Source organism: Buttiauxella sp. 3AFRM03 (assembly GCF_003675305.1).
Classification (GTDB): domain Bacteria; phylum Pseudomonadota; class Gammaproteobacteria; order Enterobacterales; family Enterobacteriaceae; genus Buttiauxella; species Buttiauxella ferragutiae.
This window is the reverse complement of sequence record NZ_CP033076.1, coordinates 4,126,093-4,144,559: the sequence shown is the minus strand read 5'-3', so window position 1 is coordinate 4,144,559 and position 18,467 is coordinate 4,126,093. Positions and strand designations below refer to the sequence as shown.

The window sequence follows — 18,467 nt, the reverse complement described above, 5'->3', positions numbered from 1 at the left end:
CCGCTCCCGCATTAGCAGACCATATCCTGGATCTCTATCTGGGTGGCCGTAAACGCTAACACGTCATGCAGATTCACCACCTCACCGATAACAATCAGTGCCGGGGCGTGAAGTTGTTGACGCTCAACTTCCAGATGAAGGGTGGCAAGTGTTCCCCGCGCCACTTGCTGGCGTGCCTGGCTGGCGTACATCACCACCGCAGCTGGCGTGTCTGCTGACTTTCCACCGGCGATGAGTTGCTGGCAAATTTCGCTCAGCCGGGTCATTCCCATCAGGATAACCAGCGTGCCGTCGAGCTGCGCAAAGGCATGCCAGTTTTGCGGGTCATTCCCCTGGCACATATGGCCGGTAATGATATGGAAACTGGAGGCGTAATCGCGATGCGTCACCGGGATCCCCGCGTACACTAAGCCGCCAATCGCGGAACTGATGCCAGGTACCACCTCGAATTTCAGCCCTTCTTTGGCCAGTTCTTCCACTTCTTCCGCGCCACGGCCAAAAACATACGGGTCCCCGCCTTTTAGACGGACAACCTGTTTGTTCATGCGGGCATATTCCACGAGGATGGCATTAATTTCTGACTGAGGAATCGGGTGGTGATTGGGGTTTTTACCAACGTTAATAATGAGACAGTTTTTTGGCGCCTGTTTTAATAGTTCAGGGTTAACTAACCGGTCGTGAACAATCACTTCTGCGTGACGGATCGCATGTAATCCTTTTACGGTAATTAAAGAAACATCACCGGGGCCAGCACCAACAAGCCAGACTTTCCCTTCATTCATAGAATCATCCTAAATGGTCAGTATTAAAATTAACGGCAACATCGTAATTTGGCGCTTAAATTCACGCACATTATTCAGGAGTCTTCTTTAAAAATACTTGATGGGCTTCTCATTATTTATTGAGTTTAAAGAAAGATCTCATACGCAAATATCAAAAATCGGCAAATAGAGACTAATGATTAATTTAATTAAGTCTGTTTGCTGCCGACATAGCAAATTAACACATCAATATTAACATCTTATTAACCAAAAAACCCATAATCACCTGACACCTATTTATATAGCACCTGCAGTACACACTTAATAAATAAAAAACCGTTAAGCAATTCACACTTTTATTTATAGATCCTTCTTAATTAATTATTATTCATGAATGCATTTAGATTAAACACAAAATAAGATTCAGATCACAAACATGAAAACACACCTGTTCACCATTATAATTAAAATAATAAAAACCCCAGGAAAAATAATCATAACATACTGATATTAAACATTATTTATAAAACACACTTCACAACAATCATTTTTAGAAAGATATTCTGAAAATAGATCAATTGCTTCAATTACATCAGACAAAGAAACTCCAGCTCAGTTAAAAGGCGCAATCAGCCTGCGCAATAAATAATAGCAATAGCTCTTACTTTCTGATTATCAGCCCTACAGAGGATTATTAATGAAAAAATCAACACTTGTTATTGGCGTCATTGGTGCTGACTGCCATGCGGTAGGCAATAAAGTTTTGGATCGCGTTTTTACTGCCCATGATTTTCGCGTAATCAATCTTGGGGTGATGGTGAGCCAGGATGAATATATCGATGCTGCTATCGAAACGGGTGCCGATGCGATTGTGGTGTCGTCAATTTATGGCCACGGTGACATCGACTGCCTCGGTCTGCGCGAGCGTTGTATTGAACGCGGTATCGGCGACATTCTGCTGTACGTTGGCGGCAACCTGGTGGTCGGCAAGCATGACTTTGGGGATATCGAGACCAAGTTCAAAGAGATGGGCTTTAACCGCGTCTTTGCCCCAAGCCACGATCTTGAAAGTGTTTGTTCTCTGATAACAAACGACATTGACCAACGCTGCCTTGAAGAGGCCATCTGATGCAAATTGTCTCTGTCGACATCGGCTCGACGTGGACCAAAGCAGCCCTCTTCGCTCGGGAGGGGGATGCGTTAACGTTGGTGAACCACGTCCTGACCCCAACCACAACGCACCACCTGGCTGACGGTTTCTTTGCCAGCCTGAATCAGGTGCTCAATGTTGCCGATGCTCGCCCACTGCTCAACAGCGGTGAAGTGACGCTGAAATACTCCTCATCTGCGAAAGGCGGTCTTGCCGTTGCCGCAATGGGGCTGGTGCCGTCAATCACCCTGGAATCCGCGAAAGTCACCGCCCACTCAGCAGGGGCGAAAATCGCGCAGTATTACTCGTACAAGCTGAATCGCCACGACATCAAGGCGCTGGAAACCACACCTCCCGACATTCTGCTCTTTGCCGGTGGCACCGACGGTGGGGAAGAAAGTTACGGCCTGGCCAACGCCCATGCGCTGGCAGAGTCAAACCTGGATTGCGCCATTATCTACGCCGGTAACCGCGACATTCAGGACGATGTGCAGACGATCCTCGGGCATAAAGATCTGACCACGGTAGACAACATTCTACCGGATCTCGATCACCCGAATCCGTATGCCGCGCGGCAGGCGATTTGCGATCTCTTTTTATCACGGATCGTCAAAGGAAAAGGCCTGGACGTCATCGTCGGGGAAACGGGTGAGGAGCCGATGCCGACTCCGTGGACCGTTTATGAACTGGTGAAAGCGATCAGCGATTCCGACAGCTCGTGGAAGGAATTCATGCTGATCGATATGGGTGGCGCGACCACCGATATTTACTCCACCAGCAACAATACCCTTTCTCCTGACACCGTGTTGCACGGCGTGCCTGAACCCTTCGTCAAACGCACCGTAGAAGGTGATTTGGGGATGCGTGTCTCGGCCATGGTGGTCGGCGAAAGCACCAGGGAACTGGTGAACGTGCTCTTCGCGCATCAGCCGCAACGCCAGGAAGCTTTTTATCGCTATCTGCAACATCTGGTGGCGCATCCCGATTATCTGCCGTGTAACGAGGAAGAAAAATATTTCGACACCGTACTGGCAGGGTTGTGTGTCGGCTACGCCAGCGAACGTCATGCGGGCACCAAAAAACAGGTGTGCACCTGCGTGGGTAGTGTCGATTTGCAGATGGGACGTGACCTGACCACCGTTCGTCGTGTTGTCGGGTCCGGCGGATGGCTTTCACGCGCCAACCGGTTCGACATCCACAACTGGATGAAATACCGAGAACTTGACGATGACGGCAGACGCATTCTGCTCCCCACCCAATTTGAATATTACCGCGATTCAAAAGGCTTGTTACCGCTGCTGGCAAACGTCGCCAGGCTTTATCCGCAGCTCGCCGCTCGCACCAGCATTCAATGTTTAACCCTATAGATAAGGCAGCAACGAATGGAACTCCGTAATAAAAAGTTAACCCATGATGAATTCATGACCGAACGGCACCAGGTTCTTCAGACCTGGCATACCGGTAAGGACGTTGAAAACTTTGAAGATGGCGTGAAGTACCAACAAACAATTCCTGAGAAAAAACGCTTCTCTCACGCTCTGCTGAAAGCCGATCAGGAAGGCAAAACCCTGAGCCAGCCACGTGCAGGCGTGGCATTAATGGATGAGCACATCGAACTGCTCAAAACGTTGCAGGAAGAGTGTGACCTGCTGCCTTCCACCATTGATGCCTATACCCGTCTGAACCGCTACGAAGAAGCCGCCGTCGGGATTCAGAAATCCATTGAAGCCGGGACGTCTAAGCTGAACGGCCTGCCGGTCGTCAACCACGGTGTGGCTGCCTGCCGTCGTTTGACCGAAACGCTGGAAAAACCGCTGCAAATTCGCCACGGTACGCCGGATGCACGCCTGCTGGCAGAGATCTCCATGGCCAGTGGCTTTACCAGCTACGAAGGCGGCGGCATCTCCTACAACATTCCTTACGCTAAGCGCGTCACGCTAGAAAAATCGATCCGTGACTGGCAGTACTGCGACCGTCTGATGGGCCTGTATGAAGAACATGGTATTCGCATTAACCGCGAACCGTTCGGCCCGCTGACCGGCACGCTTATCCCGCCATTCATGTCGCATTCCGTGGCGATCATTGAAGGTTTGCTGGCGCTGGAACAGGGCGTGAAATCTATTACCGTCGGCTACGGCCAGGTGGGAAGCCTGACTCAGGACATCGCCGCGATTCAGTCGCTGCGCGAGTTGTCTCATGAGTATTTCCATAACTACGGCTTCGACGATTACGAGCTGAGCACCGTATTCCACCAGTGGATGGGTGGCTTCCCGGAAGACGAAGCTAAAGCCTTCGGCATTATCTCCTGGGGTGCGGCGGTAGCGGGTATGTCCGGTGCCACTAAGGTGATCACCAAGAGCCCACACGAAGCCTTCGGTATCCCTACCGCGGCGGCTAACGCCCAGGGTCTGAAAGCTTCACGCCAGATGCTCAACATGGTCAGCGACCAGAAATTCCCACCATGCCCTGCCGTCGATCAGGAAGTGTCTCTGATTAAGAGCGAAGTGCGTGCCGTGCTGAAGAAAGTCTTCGAGCTGGGCAATGGCGATATTGCTCGCGGTACGGTGCTGGCCTTTGAAGCAGGCGTACTGGATGTGCCATTCGCTCCGGCTTCCTGTAACGCAGGCAAAATTTTACCGGTGCGCGATAACTATGGCGCCATTCGTATTCTTGATGCCGGAGCGGTTCCGCTGCCGGAAGACATTCTGGCCCTGCACCACGATTACGTCGCAGAGCGCGCGCAATTCGAAGGCCGCAAACCTTCATTCCAGATGGTTATTGATGACATCAACGCTGTATCCCACAGTAAATTAATAGGAAGACCATGATGAAAATTAAACAAGCGCTTTTCACCGCAGGCTACTCCTCATTTTATTTTGACGATCAACAAGCTATTAAAGACGGTGCCGGTCATGACGGCTTCATCTATACCGGCGAACCGGTCACGCCAGGTTTCACAGCGGTGCGTCAGGCGGGGGAATGCGTTTCGGTACAACTGATTCTTGAAAATGGTGCGGTTGCTGTCGGCGACTGTGCGGCAGTGCAATATTCAGGGGCGGGTGGCCGTGACCCGCTGTTCCTGGCGGCAAACTTTATTCCTTTCCTCAACGACCATATCAAACCGTTGCTGGAAGGCCGCGATGTCGATGCGTTCCTGCCGAATGCGCGCTTCTTCGACACGTTAATGATCGACGGGCATCTGCTGCATACCGCTGTGCGTTATGGTCTTTCTCAGGCGCTGCTCGATGCCACCGCGCTGGCAACCGGCTGCCTGAAAGCGGAAGTGGTCTGTAATGAATGGCAGTTGCCATGCGTTCCGGAAGCGATTCCATTATTCGGCCAGAGCGGCGATGACCGCTATATCGCGGTCGATAAAATGATCCTTAAAGGTGTGGATGTCCTGCCGCATGCGCTGATCAACAACGTGGAGCAGAAGCTCGGTTTTCACGGTGAGAAACTGCGTGAATATGTGCGCTGGTTGTCTGACCGCATTCTGAAACTGCGCACCAGCGAGAAATACCAACCGACCCTGCATATCGACGTCTACGGCACCATTGGCCTGATTTTCGATATGGACACGGTGCGCTGCGCCGAGTACATCGCCAGCCTGGAAAAAGAAGCACAGGGCCTGCCGCTGTACATTGAAGGTCCGGTGGATGCCGGTAATAAACCGGATCAGATCCGCATGCTGACCGAGATTACCCATGAGCTGACTCGTCTGGGTTCCGGTGTGAAGATCGTCGCCGACGAATGGTGTAACACCTATCAGGATATCGTTGATTTCACCGATGCGGGCAGTTGCCACATGGTGCAGATCAAAACCCCGGACCTGGGTGGCATTCACAACATCGTTGACGCCGTGCTCTATTGCAACAAACACGGTATGGAAGCCTACCAGGGCGGTACCTGTAACGAAACCGAGATCAGTGCTCGCACTTGCGTACACGTGGCGCTAGCCGCTCGTCCAATGCGTATGTTGATAAAGCCTGGTATGGGCTTCGATGAAGGGCTCAATATTGTGTTCAACGAAATGAACCGCACTATTGCGCTGTTGCAGACAAAGGATTGAGAAATGGCACGCACATTTAAGATCTTGTCACCGACGGCTATCCTGGGTTATGGCTTCCCGGAAGAGAGCTTTCGCAAAGCCATGCTGGAATCACCGGATCTGATTGCGGTTGACGCGGGATCCTCCGATCCTGGCCCTCATTATTTAGGGGCAGGCAAACCGTTCACCGATCGGGCAGGCGTTAAACGCGATCTGCGCTATATGATCACCGCGGGTGTTAACCACAACATTCCGGTGGTGATTGGCACCGCCGGAGGCTCCGGCGCCGCACCGCATCTGGAATGGTGCCGCCAGATAATCCTCGAGATCGCGCAAGAAGAGAATTTAAGCTTCTCGATGGCGTTGATCCCGTCGGATGTCGACAAAGCCACGGTTCATCAGGCGCTGGATAACGGTGCGATTACCGCGCTGGATTTTGTCCCTGAACTGACCCACGAGGCGATTGAAGAGAGCACTTACATCGTCGCGCAAATGGGTATCGAACCTTTCCAGCGTGCGCTGGAAGCGGGTGCGCAGGTGGTGTTGGGCGGACGTGCTTACGATCCGGCCTGCTTCGCCGCGCTGCCCATCATGAAAGGGTTTGATGAAGGGCTGGCGCTGCACTGCGGGAAGATCCTCGAATGTGCGGCCATTGCCGCAACGCCAGGTTCCGGTTCTGATTGCGCGATGGGCATCATTGATGAACACGGCTTTACGCTCAAAACATTCAATCCGAAGCGCAAATTTACCGAGACTTCAGCGGCAGCACACACGTTGTATGAGAAGTCGGATCCGTACTTCCTGCCAGGCCCTGGCGGCGTGCTGAATCTGAAAGGCTGTAGCTTCAAGGCCGTTAACGACGGTGAAGTGTACGTTAGCGGTTCACGTCACGAAGAAACGCCTTATGCGCTGAAACTCGAAGGTGCGCGCCAGGTCGGTTTCCGTTGCCTGACCATCGCCGGGACACGCGACCCGATTATGATTGCCGGCATCGACACCATTCTTGAAGAGGTGAAAGCCAGCGTGGCGAGCAACCTCTCGCTCAATGACGACAGCATCCGCATCACGTTCCATCTGTATGGCAAAAACGGTGTCATGGGTATCCATGAACCGATGCAAACAGCCGGACATGAGCTGGGGATTTTGTTGGACGTGGTCGCGCCGACTCAGGAGATCGCCAACAGCGTTTGTTCGCTGGTGCGCTCTACCCTGCTGCACTACGGCTATGAAAACCGCATGGCGACCGCAGGCAACCTCGCCTTCCCGTTCTCGCCATCCGACATTCAAAGCGGGCCAGTGTATGAGTTCTCGATCTATCACCTGATTGAAGCGAACGACGACCTACGTTTTGATTTCACCCTTGAACAGGTGACGCCAGAAGGAGTTCAGGCATGAAACAGTCAATCTGCTCATTGGCGCAGGTCATTCGTTCTAAAAACGCCGGACCGTACGAACTGGTATTAGATATTTTATTTAAAACCCGTGAAGACTATCAGCGCGTAAAAGCATCTGAGCAATTAACACCACAGCTTATTGCCGATTTATATCACGTCGAGCCTGAATTTGTTCACCGCATTATCTGGTTTGACCCAGCCAACGCGGTAAAGATTGTCATGCCTCGCGATATTATTTCAGGAAGCGTCGGTGACAATGATGTTTATGGTGCCCAGCAACATGCACCATTATTAAGCATTCAGTTCGACCTGTAGTAAAAATAATACAACAACATTAAATGGTGTGCGGAATATTGCTGTATCCCAGCACACCAAATTATTCATGCGGTTGGTCATAAACAGGTGTGTGCCTTGGTAGCTGCGGGGTACACGCCGCCCTACACCTTAATACCCAACCATTATCCGATGGAGTAAACATGAAGAAAATTAGTTTAACGAAGATGATCATACTAGGCCTTATATTAGGTATGATCGCAGGCGTGGCCATTAATAATATGGCATCGGCTGATGCGGCAAAATCGTACGCAGGCGATATTTCCATTTTTACCACCATATTCTTACGTATGGTAAAAATGATTATTGCACCATTAGTTATTTCTACTCTGGTGGTCGGCATTGCCAAAATGGGCGATGCTAAAACGCTGGGGCGTATATTCTCGAAAACGTTCTTCCTCTTTATTTGTGCCTCACTGCTCTCCATCGCACTGGGTCTGGTGATTGTTAATATCTTCCAGCCAGGTGCTGGCATTAACTTTGTACCGCACGATGTCGGAGCGTTATCAGCGGTTAAATCTGAACCGTTCACTCTGAAAGTGTTTATCTCGCACGCCGTACCAACCAGTATCGTCGATGCGATGGCTCGTAATGAAATCCTGCAAATTGTGGTGTTCTCGATTTTCCTCGGTTGCAGCCTGGCAGCAATCGGCGAGAAAGGCGAGGCAATCGTGAAAGTGCTCGATTCTCTGGTGCACGTCATGCTGAAGCTGACTGGCTATGTGATGCTGTTTGCGCCACTGACCGTTTTCGCAGCGATCTCGGGTTTGATTGCCGAACGTGGGCTGGGTGTGATGGTCAGCGCCGGTATCTTCATGGGTGAGTTCTACCTGACCCTTGGGATGCTGTGGGCGATTCTGATTGGCCTTTCCACTATGCTCATCGGGCCGTGTATTGGCCGTCTGACCAAATCAATCCTCGAACCTGCCCTTCTGGCTTTCACCACTTCCAGCTCCGAAGCCGCTTTCCCGGGTACGCTCGATAAACTGGAGAAGTTTGGCGTTTCCTCGAAGATTGCCAGCTTCGTACTGCCAATCGGTTACTCCTTTAACCTCGTCGGCTCAATGGCTTACTGCTCTTTTGCCACCGTGTTTATCGCACAGGCCTGCAACATTGAACTGAGTATGGGCGAGCAGATCACCATGCTGTTGATCCTGATGCTGACCTCTAAAGGCATGGCCGGTGTACCACGTGCATCGATGGTGGTTATCGCCGCAACACTCAACCAGTTCAATATTCCAGAAGCCGGTTTGATTCTGCTGATGGGTGTCGATCCGTTCCTCGATATGGGCCGTTCAGCGACTAACGTGATGAGTAACGCCATGGGTGCTGCGATTGTTGGCCGCTGGGAAGGTGAACACTTCGGTGAAGGTTGCCGTGGTGACGCTCCAGCCAAAACGCCTGGCTTAGAACACCCGGCGACTAAAGCATCTGAAGTGACCATGTACTGATATTCAAGGCCGACTTTCGTCGGCCTTTTTTAACACAACAACACAGGGCTACAACGTGAAAATAAAACTCTTAGCAGCAGTGTTATCGCTCAGTTTCTTAGTCAGCACCACGACGCTGGCGCAAACTGCACCAGACTACGACGCACTCATCAAGCAAGCGCATCAAAAATATAAAAATAATAACGACGGAAAAGTCGCTGACTATATTCCGGCGCTTGCCACTTACAGCCCACAGAATTTTGCCATCACCATCGCCACGGTGGACGGCAAAATTTACCAGACAGGTGATGTCAAAAAAGCCTTCCCGATGGAGTCCCTGAGCAAGGTCTTCACCATGGCGCTCGCGATGGAACAGCACGGGCCAAAAGAGGTGCTGGATAAACTCGGTGCCAATGCCACCGGGCTGCCATTCAATTCCGGTTTAGCCGTGGAGCTGACCAAAGGCGCGCCAGAAAATCCATTGGTCAATGCGGGAGCGATGAGCACCGTTAGCCTGGTTGAAGCCAAAGATAAAACCGACCGCTGGAACAAAATTCTCAACAACCTGAATGCGTGGGCGGATGCCTCGTTGACCGTCAACGAGCCGGTATTCAAATCTGAAATGGACACCAACCAGCACAATCAGGCGCTGGCGCAGTTAATGGAGTCCTATAACAGTTTCTATGGCGATACCCGTGAAGCCGTAGAGATTTATACCCGTCAGTGTTCAGTGGATGTCACCACCGAGCAGCTCGCCAAAATGGGCGCGGTGCTCGCCAATAATGGCAAATCGCCTTACACCGGCAAGCAACTGTTAAACGAGAAATATGTCCCGCAGGTGTTAGCGGAAATGGCTATTGCCGGGCTTTATGACGGCAGCGGCAAGTGGCTTTACACCGTAGGCCTTCCGGCGAAAAGCGGTGTCGGCGGCGGCATGGTCGCCGTGGTGCCGGGGAAATATGCCATCGCCGTGTACTCTCCGCCGCTTGATTCCGCGGGCAACAGCGTTCGCGCCCAGCAAACCATTGAGTATGTTGCGCAAGCGACACAATCCAATCTCTTTTTAGCGAAGTAAGCCCGAAGAAAAGGGCATCGCACCAGATGCCCTTCATTAATGACTGATAAGTGAGAAGTCGACATGTCTAAACCATTTGCCTGGCAGGAACCGTTTTTACAAAGCAAAGATAATACGGAATATACATTGCTCAGCGGCCAACACATTACGGTGACGGAGCTGGACGGTGAAGAGGTCATCAAAGTTGCCCCTGAGGCCTTAACGCTACTGGCGCAGCATGCTTTTTACGAAGCGTCGTTTTTCCTGCGTGCTGCCCATCTCAAGCAGATTGCCAGCATCCTGCACGACCCACAGGCCAGTGATAATGATAAATACGTTGCGCTGCAACTGTTACGCAACGCGGAAGTGTCGGCGAAAGGTGTGCTGCCAAATTGCCAGGATACCGGGACAGCCACCATTGTGGCGAGTAAAGGTCAGTCTATCTGGACCGGCGGCGACGATGCAGAAGCCTTAAGTAAAGGCATCTACACCACCTTCCAGGAGAATAATCTGCGCTACTCGCAGAATGCGCCGCTGGACATGTACACCGAGGTCAACACTCAGACCAACCTGCCTGCGCAGATTGATATTAGCGCCACACCTGGCAACGAATATCGTTTCCTGTTCGTCAACAAAGGCGGTGGCTCTGCCAACAAAGCGGCGCTATTCCAGGAAACAAAATCTATTCTCCAGCCTGAAAAGCTGACTGCCTTCCTGATTGAAAAAATGAAGTCGCTGGGTACTGCCGCCTGCCCTCCTTACCATATCGCGTTTGTGGTGGGCGGGTTGTCGGCCGACCAGTCACTGAAAGTCGCCAAACTGGCTTCGACCAAGTATTACGACAATCTGCCAACCGAGGGGAATGAACTCGGCCAGGCATTCCGCGACACGGCACTGGAAACCGCGTTACTCAATGCCAGTCGTGAATTTGGCATCGGCGCGCAGTTTGGCGGCAAATACTTCGCCCATGATATCCGGGTTATCCGTCTGCCACGCCACGGCGGTTCCTGCCCAATCGCGATGGCGCTGTCCTGTTCTGCCGACCGCAATATTAAAGGCAAGATCAATAAGCAGGGAATCTGGCTGGAAAAACTCGAGCACAATCCAGGCAAATTTATTCCGGATTCTCAGCGTACAGAGAATAGCGCCCAGACGGTGCAACTCGACCTGAACCGCCCACTAAAAGAGATTATGGCCGACTTGTCTAAGCTGCCGATTGGCACACGCGTGTCGTTAAGCGGCTCCATCGTGGTCGCCCGCGACATTGCCCATGCTGAAATCAAAGCGCGGCTGGACAAGGGCGAAGCGATGCCCGACTACATGAAAAACCATATCGTCTATTACGCGGGCCCCGCCAAAACGCCGGACAACCAGCCGTGTGGTTCGCTCGGGCCGACCACTGGCGGGCGCATGGATGGTTATGTTGACCAGTTCCAGGCAGCAGGTGGCAGCCTGGTCATGCTTTCGAAAGGTAACCGCAGCCAGCAAGTGACCGATGCCTGCCTCAAACATGGTGGTTTTAACCTCGGGAGTATCGGTGGCGCGGCGGCATTACTGGCGCAGCAATATGTGAAAAGCCTGCGCTGCCTTGAGTACCCTGAACTGGGCATGGAAGCGGTGTGGATGATGGAAGTGAAAAACCTGCCGGCTTTTGTTCTGGTCGACGATAAAGGCAATAACTTCTTTGAACAGTTTGAGCAAAAGCAAAGTTGCGCATCTTGCCCTGCAAAGCATTAAGGAGCGTTTATGGAAACGCGAACCAATACTGAACGCCATCGTCAGCGCCAGCAAAAGATCAAAGAGCGGGTAGATAGCCGTGTGGCGGCGGCAACCGAAAGGAAAGGTATCCTGATTGTTTTTACCGGCAACGGAAAAGGAAAATCGACCGCAGCCTTTGGGACAGTGACGCGCGCTATCGGCCATGGCAAAACCGTCGGGGTCGCGCAATTCATTAAAGGCCAGTGGGATAATGGTGAATACAACACGCTGCATCAGCACAATGTTGAATTCCACATTATGGGCACCGGTTTTACCTGGGAAACCCAGAATAGAGAAGAAGATATCCAGGCTGCTCTCGCGGTCTGGCAGGAAAGTAAGCGCATGCTCGCCGATGCGCGTTACGACCTGGTGGTACTCGATGAACTCACCTATATGCTGGCTTATCACTACCTGGATATTCAGGAGGTTATTTCATCGATAGTGAATCGCCCCGCCCATCAAAGTGTGGTGGTGACCGGGCGCGGTTGTCACAGCCAGTTGCTGGATATTGCAGATACCGTCAGTGAAATCCGACCGGTAAAACATGCCTTTGATAGCGGGATTCAGGCTCAATCTGGTATTGACTGGTAAGGTATGCCGCCTGGTGAAAACCGGGCGGCATCATCAATCAGGCTGGCTCAGATATCAGTGATTTTTCCAGTAACCAGGCGCGAAGAATCTGCAAATGTCGGGACTCAGCTTTTTCTGCCCGCCATGTCAAAATGAAGCGGTTCCCGGTACGGATAGGAACATCACAAGGAATGACCATTTCACCGCTGTCCAGATCACGCTGAATAGCAAAACGAGGTAATAATGCGGTTCCCAGATTTGAGCGTACCGCCGCAATCAACATCGAGAGCAAGTCAAAGCGCGGGCCTTTGTTCACCAGCGGGCTGTTAACATCCGACAGCGCAAACCACTCTTGCCAACCGGTGGTGCGGGTACTTTGATGCAACAAAGGAAATTCATTCAGCAAGTCATCGACAGCGAATTTTTGATCAGGTCGGGATAACAGGCTTCTGCTACAAACGGGCAAAATCTCCTCTTCAAATAAATATTCCATTCCAGACCATGGTGTACAAAAATCTTCGCGCATAATAGCGGCGTCATAATCATTGTTTAGAAAATCGCCGATATTAGCCAGTGAATGAATATTGACCGTAATATCGGGATTTAATTTATTGAACTCGCGTAAATTGGGAATCAACCAATGAGTGCTTAATGTCGGATTGACGGCTAACTCAATAGCCTGAACCGCAGGTTGCCAGGCCATTATCGAATGAGTATCACGCTCAAGTTTATTTAGCGTTTCTTTAACAATGTTCAGATAATGCTTACCTGCCGCATTTAAATGAATACGTTTTTTTGCATGGTCAAATAATGCAGTATGCAGAAAATCCTCCAACGCGTTTACTTGTCTGAACACAGCGCTCTGTGTCAAAGCCAACTCTTCTGCTGCCCGAGTATAACTTTCGTGACGTGCCACCACTTCAAACGTCACCAGCAATTCGGTCTTCGGTATTTTTCCTCTCATCGTGCCTTCCATTTGCAGTGAACTAAAATAGTTTAGGGATGAAATTATCTTTCTCAACCCCATAAGGACTGACGCAAGATAATTCTCATCTCATTGCTGTTTTTTCATCTTTTGCTTCAGCCTGGCCGTATAACCTTTATATCCGGTTAATATGTTAATAGCATGTTTATTATTCTTGAGAATAAAGGTGAAGTGAGTCATTATTTTACCAGACCCATATCGGTGACTCTGTGTTCATTTGTTTTATTTCTAAACGAAATAACAACGCGCCACAGAGCTTCTATAAAGCTTTCCATTTTTAATAAAACCTTTTTCCAAAAAAATATCTGAGGATTATTGATAAACACAGGTGTATTAGTATAAAGGTTCTTTTGCTGGATTAATGAGCGCCATGTTAAAGAAGGCAAAAATCACGTTGAAAAGTGTGGAAAAAAAGACAAACCTATTCCCTGGTCGGATAAGCGCAGCACCGTCCGAAAAACAGGCTAAAATGGTGGATGACGCTATCGCTTATCCACCCTACAACACCACTTTAGTGACCTTTTTCCCGCTACTTCACGTTTTCATTTCTCAGTATGGTCTGGCCTGCAACAGACTGGATTTTCCAGGTTCCGGCTTCCTTTACCATGCAGTCAATAACGGTGTGTTGCTGTTTTTTGCCGTAGGAAACATAAATGTTGAAGCAAACGGGGTCATAGTCACTGGATACTACGGTGACGTTCGTCGGCCAGTCTTCGCCAAAATCCTGGGCGCGAATAAAAAAGTCGGCGTCGTAAAATTCAGCTTCGTTACCGATGGCTGAACGTAGTTTTTCCAGCGTGCTTTTAGTCACATATTTATCAATATCATGGCCATCGGTAAGAGGATTTTTATTCTGACTGATTTGTTGCAGGTACCATTGGTTGAATTCCTGTGCCAGTTTAATAGGCTGGTCGTAATCGCTGGCGGCGAGCGTTGAAGTGGAGACCAACAGCATGAAAGCGGTTAAAATTTTCATTCTGAGTACCTTTAATCAAACTTTGGTGTCGTTCGGGAAAGCATAGCTTCACCCGACATCGCTGGGGTAAACGGTGGATGTCGCTCGCGCTTATCCGCCCTACAATTGCAGACAAGCAAATGAATACAGACAGTTACGTTAACTTTCCGATTCCGTGGCAAATATTGTCCACTTTTTCTGCTATCGCCGTCTGTGTTATTGATACGAAAAATGGCTGAAATAAGGTATAAAGCCGCATGAAAATCCCAAATAGACTCCAACCGCTGGTTGATGATGGCCTGATCGACGATGTACTTCAGCGCCTGAAAAGTGGCAAAGAAGCCGACGTCTACACCGTTTTATGCGGTGACAAGATCCAATGCGCCAAAGTGTACAAAGAAGCTATGCAGCGTAGCTTTAAGCAAGCTGTGCAGTATCAGGAAGGGCGCAAAGTCCGCAATTCTCGCAACACCCGTGCCATGCAGAAAGGCTCAAAGTTCGGACGCAAGCAACAAGAAGAAACCTGGCAAATGGCTGAGGTGGAAGCGTTGTTCCGCCTGGCAAACGCCGGGGTGCGCGTGCCACAGCCATATATGTGTATTGATGGCGTGTTATTGATGGAACTGGTCACCGATGCTGAAGGTTTGGTGGCTCCACGTCTGAGCGATGTGGCGATGAGCGAAGAAAGTGCGCTGGCTGATTTCGAAACCATGATCCGCAATATCGTACGCATGTTGTGTGCGGGCCTGGTGCATGGCGATTTATCGGAGTTTAACGTACTGCAAGACGCGCAAGGGCCGGTGATTATCGACTTGCCACAAGCGGTGGACGCCGCAGCAAACAACCATGCTGAATCCATGTTTGAACGTGATGTGAATAACATCACCGAATATTACGGCCAGTTCGCCCCGCAATTACTGCAAACACGCTATGCGAAAGAGATCTGGGCGTTATATGAAGACGGAAAATTAACCCCAGAAACACCGCTAACGGGGCTATTCATCGAAGAAGCCCATGATGTGGATATGGGTTCACTGATTGATGAAATTATTGCTGCGGAAGATGAGTTTTACGACCGTCAACGCGCAGCCAAAGAGCGCGACCAGCAATACGAATAATCACCTTATACCCTAAATAATTCGAGTTGCAGGTAGGTGGCAAGGGAGCAACAAATCTGTCTGGAACAGATTTGAACAGCGCTTGCGCTGGCCCGAAGGGTGAGCCTCATGGATTATGAGTGCAGCCAACAACGCTGCAACTTGAAGTATGACGGGTATAGAAAATTAAAGGCCCGCATAGCGAAAGTTATGTGGGCTTTTTTTTGGTTCATCGCGGTTAAGCGTGAACCAATAGAAAACGGCGGTAAAAGTGGTTAGTTTTGTATTCGCCAAAACACTAACCTGCCACTCAACCGCCGTCTGCCATGAATGCTAATCTTTCTTCCCTCTTCTGGGAAGGTTTCACTATTGATTCTTTCACGCATCCTGCACCGGATGCTCTGCTTATTACTCTTCAGCCTGACTCCGATTTTGCGCCCTCCTGCCGCCGTCTGCGCTGCTCTCGCTGCGGGATTGCCACTGAGCACATCTCATGGTTGCCTGAACGCCAGCGTTACACGTCCTCGTTAGCCACCTGGGTGGAAACGCTCACCCGGTTATTGCCCATTAAACATGTGGCACAGTTGACGGGTCTGCACTGGCACACCATTAAAAATATCGACTGCCGACGCCTGCGGCGGGAACTCCGGGAGCCTGAACGGCATACTCTCCGCCGCCTGATAATAGATGAGTTCGCGCTGTTTAAAGGTCATCGCTATGCCACGGTTGTGGTGGATGCAGATACGCAACAGGTGCTGTGGGTTGGCGAAGGTCGTAGTCGTGTAGCCGTCCGCCCGTTCTTCACCTGGCTGGGGCAGGAAGGCTGTGCCGCTATCGAATCTGTCGCGATGGATATGAATACAGCCCTGGACCTGGAGGTGAGAGAGCAATGTCCGCAGGCGGAAGTCGTCTATGACCTGTTCCATGTGGTGGCGAAGTTCGGCCGGGAAGTCATCGACAGAGTGAGGGTCGACCAGGCAAATCAGCTGCGTGACGACAAAAAAGCACGGAAGGTCATTAAACGCAGCCGCTGGTTGCTGTTGCGTAATGCGGAGAATCTACCGGACGGTCATGAGGTGAAACTGGCAGAGTTGCTGGCGGCGAACCAGCCGTTAAATACGGTGTACGTGATGAAAACGGCGCTGAAAGAGCTGTGGTATGCGCCGGATGAGGAGGTTGCGCAGCGTCGCTGGAATGAGTGGCACAGGCAGTCACAGGAAAGTGGCATTAAGGCGTTGCAGCAGTTCGCGGATAAGCTGAAGTGTTACGTGAACGGCATAATCGCGAGTGCCACCCATCGTCTGAATACCAGCGTGCTGGAGGGGATGAACAACAGGATAAAAGTGATAAAAGTGATAAAAGTGATAAAAGTGATAAAAGTGATAAAAGTGATAAAAGTGATAAAAGTGATAAAAGTGATAAAACGTATGGCATATGGGTACCGGGATAACGACTACTTTTTTATGAAGATAAAAGCAGCGTTCCCCGGTAAGGCGCGATGAACCTTTTTTTTTGAATTGATGCTGGTTTTGTCATGAGTCACCTCTTGTTGGGAGTTCACTCACTTAATCGCGTGTCCACTATTCGCGGGTAGGATCAAACAGTCCCCCTGAGTTCCCTCAATGTGAATTACTATTTTGCGCCGCTATTTATTTTATGTAACCGAATCATTATAGAATCCATACGAATATTTGTTTAAAAATAAACAAATATTTTATTTTATGCATCAGTTTAATTGATAGTATTTATTTTTTCATTGCTTTGAGTGTTTGGCAATCTGCCAATAGATAGGCTAGAGGACGGTTGGTGGTTTTTATTAACTAATGTTAAAGGGTGCCTGGTTTTTCTGCGTGTTAAAAGATAGTGTTTATATTGATGGCATCCTTCACAAGTTGTAGCTAACACGCTATTGGTGGCAAAAAAAATATTTCGCTGAAGCTGAATTGGCAATGTGAATAAGAAATATATTAACAACGTATTTCAATGCATAAGACTAATGTTATTTAGGAAATGAAAATGATATTTCACCGTGTACGATATATTTTGCAAAAATGCTTGATAGTTATGTTTCTGGCAGTATTTCCCCTGTTGACAGTTCACGCGGACATGGACCCAGAGGATAAAAAACTAGACGAGTCATTAAATTATAAACAGGATGTTGTTAGTTTAATGGATAAAAGTGTGGTTGTTAAACCCGGAGTAAAATTTCGGTATCTATCACCGGAGGATGCGGAAAAGGTACTGGTTGACGGGTGGGGTAATCCGCCAACATCACCTGATGAACCTTCTCTTCTTGGGATGATTGTACCTGCTGATACCTCACCATTTGATGATAAAGGCTGGGGCGCTGAACTATTTTTTGAAAGCGATAGTTATATTTCTGATGAGGATGCAAATTCCATCGATTATGATCTTATTCTCAAAGATATGAAGAAAAGCAATATTGAGGAAAATAAAGTAAGAGAGCGTCATGGTTATGAGGCTCTTCATCTCATTGGTTGGGCTGAACCCCCCCATTATGATCCGTCGTCTCATACCATTTATTGGGCTTTACGACTGCACAGTAAGGATTCTGGCGAATTTATAAACTACTACATAAGAAATCTTGGGCGCTATGGAGTCTTTAATATTAATATTATTGCTTCTGCCGAACAATTACCGACCATTAAGAAAGAAGCCTCAAATTTACTAAAAATAGTCTCTTTTGCTGAAGGTCACCGCTATCAAGATCGCCGTTTCTGGGATACTACATCAACATATACTCTAGGTGCTTTGGTTGCCGGTGGTGCTGCGGTGGCTGCAAAGAAAGTCGGTATGTTGGGGCTGGTTATTTTATTCGTTAAGAAGTTCTTTGTGGTTATCATTGCTGCTTTCGCTGTGTTGGCCAAATTTTTATTTGGGAGAAAAAAATCATAAATTCTTAATCAGATAT

16 protein-coding genes are annotated in these 18,467 nt (G+C 49.6%); 13 read left to right on the top strand and 3 right to left on the bottom strand.

Annotated features, from left to right (window positions below; all coding sequences use genetic code 11):
- Window positions 1-11 precede the first annotated feature (11 nt).
- The gene (cobA, locus tag D8682_RS20805) at window positions 12-782 is read right to left on the bottom strand and encodes a uroporphyrinogen-III C-methyltransferase (RefSeq protein WP_064544050.1); all 771 of its coding nucleotides are present in this window, start codon (window positions 780-782) and stop codon (window positions 12-14) included.
- A 676-nt stretch (window positions 783-1,458) separates the two neighbouring features.
- Here cobA and glmS point away from each other — a divergent pair.
- From glmS to cobO, 10 genes are all read left to right on the top strand, one after another.
- The gene (glmS, locus tag D8682_RS20800; protein WP_064544048.1) at window positions 1,459-1,890 is read left to right on the top strand and encodes a methylaspartate mutase subunit S; all 432 of its coding nucleotides are present in this window, start codon (window positions 1,459-1,461) and stop codon (window positions 1,888-1,890) included.
- Window positions 1,890-3,278 (top strand): methylaspartate mutase accessory protein GlmL, encoded by a 1,389-nt coding sequence (gene glmL / locus D8682_RS20795; protein WP_064544046.1) that lies wholly within the window; start codon window positions 1,890-1,892, stop codon window positions 3,276-3,278. The genes glmS and glmL overlap by 1 nt, the downstream gene beginning before the upstream one ends.
- A gap of 15 nt (window positions 3,279-3,293) precedes the next feature.
- Window positions 3,294-4,739, top strand: coding sequence for a methylaspartate mutase subunit E (locus D8682_RS20790; protein ID WP_064544044.1), 1,446 nt, complete (start codon window positions 3,294-3,296; stop codon window positions 4,737-4,739).
- The gene (locus tag D8682_RS20785) at window positions 4,739-5,980 is read left to right on the top strand and encodes a methylaspartate ammonia-lyase (RefSeq protein WP_064544043.1); all 1,242 of its coding nucleotides are present in this window, start codon (window positions 4,739-4,741) and stop codon (window positions 5,978-5,980) included. The genes D8682_RS20790 and D8682_RS20785 overlap by 1 nt, the downstream gene beginning before the upstream one ends.
- 3 nt (window positions 5,981-5,983) lie before the next feature.
- Window positions 5,984-7,354 carry an acyclic terpene utilization AtuA family protein gene (locus D8682_RS20780; protein WP_064544041.1) on the top strand — a complete coding sequence of 457 codons (1,371 nt, stop codon included), beginning with the start codon at window positions 5,984-5,986 and terminating at the stop codon, window positions 7,352-7,354.
- Window positions 7,351-7,668, top strand: a complete 318-nt coding sequence (locus tag D8682_RS20775; RefSeq protein ID WP_064544039.1) for a DUF4387 domain-containing protein — start codon at window positions 7,351-7,353, stop codon at window positions 7,666-7,668. The genes D8682_RS20780 and D8682_RS20775 overlap by 4 nt, the downstream gene beginning before the upstream one ends.
- Before the next feature lie 161 nt (window positions 7,669-7,829).
- Entirely contained in the window at window positions 7,830-9,137 is a 1,308-nt protein-coding gene (locus D8682_RS20770) for a dicarboxylate/amino acid:cation symporter (RefSeq protein WP_064544037.1), read from the top strand.
- A 61-nt stretch (window positions 9,138-9,198) separates the two neighbouring features.
- Window positions 9,199-10,191, top strand: coding sequence for a glutaminase A (gene glsA, locus D8682_RS20765; RefSeq protein ID WP_238392855.1), 993 nt, complete (start codon window positions 9,199-9,201; stop codon window positions 10,189-10,191).
- Between the two features lie 63 nt (window positions 10,192-10,254).
- Complete coding sequence (locus D8682_RS20760) at window positions 10,255-11,907, top strand: class I fumarate hydratase (protein ID WP_064544033.1); 1,653 nt, start codon at window positions 10,255-10,257, stop codon at window positions 11,905-11,907.
- A gap of 9 nt (window positions 11,908-11,916) precedes the next feature.
- Complete coding sequence (gene cobO, locus D8682_RS20755) at window positions 11,917-12,519, top strand: cob(I)yrinic acid a,c-diamide adenosyltransferase (RefSeq protein WP_121815040.1); 603 nt, start codon at window positions 11,917-11,919, stop codon at window positions 12,517-12,519.
- 37 nt (window positions 12,520-12,556) lie between these two features.
- On the opposite strand, the gene D8682_RS20750 is transcribed toward cobO, so the two are convergent.
- Window positions 12,557-13,462, bottom strand: coding sequence for a LysR family transcriptional regulator (locus D8682_RS20750; protein ID WP_064544029.1), 906 nt, complete (start codon window positions 13,460-13,462; stop codon window positions 12,557-12,559).
- A 550-nt stretch (window positions 13,463-14,012) separates the two neighbouring features.
- Complete coding sequence (locus D8682_RS20745) at window positions 14,013-14,459, bottom strand: DUF3828 domain-containing protein (protein WP_064544027.1); 447 nt, start codon at window positions 14,457-14,459, stop codon at window positions 14,013-14,015.
- A 236-nt stretch (window positions 14,460-14,695) separates the two neighbouring features.
- Between D8682_RS20745 and D8682_RS20740 the strand changes: the two genes are divergently transcribed.
- The 3 genes from D8682_RS20740 (at window position 14,696) to D8682_RS20730 (ending at window position 18,451) form a co-directional block, all read left to right on the top strand.
- Window positions 14,696-15,556 (top strand): PA4780 family RIO1-like protein kinase, encoded by an 861-nt coding sequence (locus D8682_RS20740; RefSeq protein ID WP_121815039.1) that lies wholly within the window; start codon window positions 14,696-14,698, stop codon window positions 15,554-15,556.
- A 305-nt stretch (window positions 15,557-15,861) separates the two neighbouring features.
- Window positions 15,862-17,037: an ISL3 family transposase gene (locus D8682_RS20735; protein WP_121815038.1), complete on the top strand. Its 1,176-nt coding sequence runs from the start codon at window positions 15,862-15,864 to the stop codon at window positions 17,035-17,037.
- 514 nt (window positions 17,038-17,551) lie between these two features.
- Window positions 17,552-18,451 (top strand): DUF2167 domain-containing protein, encoded by a 900-nt coding sequence (locus tag D8682_RS20730; protein WP_121815037.1) that lies wholly within the window; start codon window positions 17,552-17,554, stop codon window positions 18,449-18,451.
- The last annotated feature ends 16 nt before the right edge of the window (window positions 18,452-18,467 follow it).